This is a genomic window from Pseudomonadota bacterium (genome assembly GCA_039815145.1).
In the GTDB taxonomy this organism is placed as follows: Bacteria; Pseudomonadota; Gammaproteobacteria; order Steroidobacterales; family JBCBZW01; genus JBCBZW01.
This window is the reverse complement of sequence record JBCBZW010000272.1, coordinates 1-2,517: the sequence shown is the minus strand read 5'-3', so window position 1 is coordinate 2,517 and position 2,517 is coordinate 1. Positions and strand designations below refer to the sequence as shown.

Here is a 2,517-nt window from a genome sequence, read left to right as displayed (position 1 = left end):
GCCTGGACCACCACCAACGGCACGCCAGACGGCTTCAACCTGATCTACTTCGGGCGCGCCGCGGGCACCACGCCGATCAGCGTCGGTCAGTGCACGGTGGATGTGGCGCTCAACAACGCTCGGCCCATCGCCTTCGCGGCGGCGGACGGCAGCGGCACGGCCACGGCCACCCGCAACATCGGGGCGGGCGCCAGCGGCGTCACCCTCAACTTCCAGGCGCTCGATCTGCGCTCCTGTGAGTTGAGCAACGTCACCTCCACGACGTTCTAAGACACCTAGGTGTCTCCAGGTGGCATCGGGAATTCCCGGTGCCACCTACTCCCGCCCTTCCGCACAGCCGTCGTCAGCTAACTATAATAATCACCTGACTGAAGACGCTTCACACCGCACGACCCGGCGCCACGACTGCGTGGTGAGCGCTCGTCGACCTGGCCGAATGAAAAGAGCAATCGATAGAGGGCAGCGCTCGTTGCGTGCTAAGTCACCGGCAGGGTGACTCGAATCCCTCGAGTGGGAACGCCGCGGAACCTGCATGGGATGCCGTCAGGCAGCCCGGCGCGTGTCAACCGGTGCCTAGACCGTCTCCTGGCAATCGTCGCAGCGGGTGGTGACTTCCACGTGGCTGTCCGACGCGAAGCCGCGTGCCGTGGCCGCCGCGCCGACGGTGCGCCCCAGGCGCTGGTCGTCGAGTTCGTCAACCCGACCGCAGTCCGAGCAGATCAGGAACTGTCCGGCGTGCTTGTGGTCCGGCTCGGCGCACGGCACGAAGGCCTGAATCGACGCGATGCGATGGACGAAGCCCTGCGCCTGCAGGAACTCCAGGGCGCGGTACACGGTGGGTGGTGCGGTTTTGGGCGCGCCTTCTGCGGACTGCTCGTCCAGTGCGTGCATGATGTCGTATGCGCCGAGGGGGCGATCTGCCTCCAGCAAGACCAGGAAGACCCGGCGGCGTTGCTCCGTCAGACGAACGCCGCGCGTTTTGCACAGCGCCTCGATGCGATCGAGGGTGGCCTCGCTCATCACTGCTGACCTCGCGCTAACTGCCTAGAGCGCATAGCGTATCAGTACGTCAGCCCCTGGCCCAAGCAACCGTCGCACACTCACGCGGCTCGCAGGCCACGCGACAGGCGCCAGTTGAGCAGGTGTGCGCCGGCGAGTACCGTCGCTCCGAATACGCTGAACAGAATCTCTTGATTCTTGCCTTCCACCCACAGGGCACCTGCCAGCAAGCTCAGCAGACCCAGGCCTGCCAAGGCCGCCACGACGGTATGACGATGGCCGAGCACGCCCCGCGAAATTCCGATGACGGAGATGGGCAACGCCAGCAACACTGCCCACAGATGAAAGCGCTCATCCGCTACCATGCCAGGGACGATCCAAGGGGCGATGGAAAGCACAAGCGGCAGCGCTAAGCAATGCACGAGACAGAGCGCGGACAAGCAGACCGCGGTTCCGTCAATCGCGGCTTGGCCGGCAGGGGAACTAGACATGAGCACCGGGGTCATTTGAATAGGGGCTGAATGTTATAATGTTGCAATTGAGATGGCTAGTCCCGGGCGCTTAGCGCGGCAAAATCAGGTCCAGGAGATGAGAGCGATGTTCGAGCGTCAAGGAGACGCGGTACGCCCCAACGCAGTGTGCACCGGCGCCGCGAATCAGCGCCGTGCCTCAGCGGCCGCCCTCGTCGCTGCCCTTGGCATGACGGCGGTCACCACATGTGCGACCGCGGCTGGCGTGGGTGAGCGACACGTCCACGGCGAAGGCGAGCTCACCTTGGTGCGCGAGGGTTCACAACTCACCGCCACCCTGCACACCCCTACCTTCAATCTCATCGGGTACGAGCACGCGCCCAGCACCGACGCGGAGCGGGCCACCTGGGCGCAAGCACTCGCCCGCTTGGGCAGGCAGTCGCCGGTCCTCGAACCCAACCGCAAGGCACGGTGCGCGCTCAATCAGGTGGAGTTCGAGGATCCCTTCGCAGTTGTGAGCGAACACGACGAACACGACGAGGCGCACGCAGAGCTAGAGATCAGCTACCACTTCACCTGCACCCGCCCGCAACAGCTGAAGGCAGTGGCCGTCACACTGTTCGCCGATTTCCCCGCACTGACTCGAATCAATGCCATCTACCTTGACGACAAGCAGCAGGTGGGCGGTACGCTCACCACTGCCAGACCCACACTGCGCTGGTAAGCCAGCCGCGACAGGAGTTTTCATGCGACGAGACCTAGCCCTTTCGATAGGCCCCCGTGTTGGAGGATTCCTCCTAGGCCTGATGATCGTCGCCGCGAGCTTCTCCTTAAGGATCGCCCACGCACAGGCGCCTGACCCGGCCACCGAAGGCCTATCCGCTGACGAACTCGCGGAACCCGCGCCGCAGGCCGAACCCCCGACCGCGGATGAAGACAAGGCGGACGGTCAAGCCACGGCAAAGGTGGGCGACCAAACCCCGCTCGACATCTCCTGGGACGATCTGCTGCCCGAGGGGGAGCTCGACCGTCTCGAAGAGCTCTACCG

5 protein-coding genes are annotated in these 2,517 nt (G+C 64.7%); 3 read left to right on the top strand and 2 right to left on the bottom strand.

All coding sequences use genetic code 11. The features are described 5' to 3' along the window. Positions 1-270 (top strand): hypothetical protein (locus tag AAF184_25660; GenBank protein MEO0425742.1); only part of this gene is annotated, 270 nt, incomplete at its 5' end. Between the two features lie 303 nt (positions 271-573). Here AAF184_25660 and AAF184_25655 read toward each other — a convergent pair. After that, positions 574-1,020 carry a Fur family transcriptional regulator gene (locus AAF184_25655; GenBank protein MEO0425741.1) on the bottom strand — a complete coding sequence of 149 codons (447 nt, stop codon included), beginning with the start codon at positions 1,018-1,020 and terminating at the stop codon, positions 574-576. Between the two features lie 80 nt (positions 1,021-1,100). Beyond that, a complete protein-coding gene (locus AAF184_25650) occupies positions 1,101-1,490 on the bottom strand; it encodes a MerC domain-containing protein (protein MEO0425740.1) in 390 nt (129 codons plus the stop codon). A gap of 106 nt (positions 1,491-1,596) precedes the next feature. Here AAF184_25650 and AAF184_25645 point away from each other — a divergent pair, with 106 nt between their 5' ends. Together AAF184_25645 and AAF184_25640 are read left to right on the top strand one after the other, a co-directional pair. Then, positions 1,597-2,193 carry a DUF2796 domain-containing protein gene (locus AAF184_25645; protein ID MEO0425739.1) on the top strand — a complete coding sequence of 199 codons (597 nt, stop codon included), beginning with the start codon at positions 1,597-1,599 and terminating at the stop codon, positions 2,191-2,193. 22 nt (positions 2,194-2,215) lie between these two features. Beyond that, on the top strand, positions 2,216-2,517 hold a 302-nt coding region (locus AAF184_25640), incomplete at its 3' end, for a hypothetical protein (GenBank protein ID MEO0425738.1).

Bases quoted from the DNA above. Each gene is read 5' to 3' on its own strand.
- AAF184_25655 (MEO0425741.1), bottom strand. From the start codon at position 1,020: ATGAGCGAGGCCACCCTCGATCGCATCGAGGCGCTGTGCAAAACGCGC.
- AAF184_25645 (MEO0425739.1), top strand. From the start codon at position 1,597: ATGTTCGAGCGTCAAGGAGACGCGGTACGCCCCAACGCAGTGTGCACC.
- AAF184_25650 (MEO0425740.1), bottom strand. From the start codon at position 1,490: ATGTCTAGTTCCCCTGCCGGCCAAGCCGCGATTGACGGAACCGCGGTC.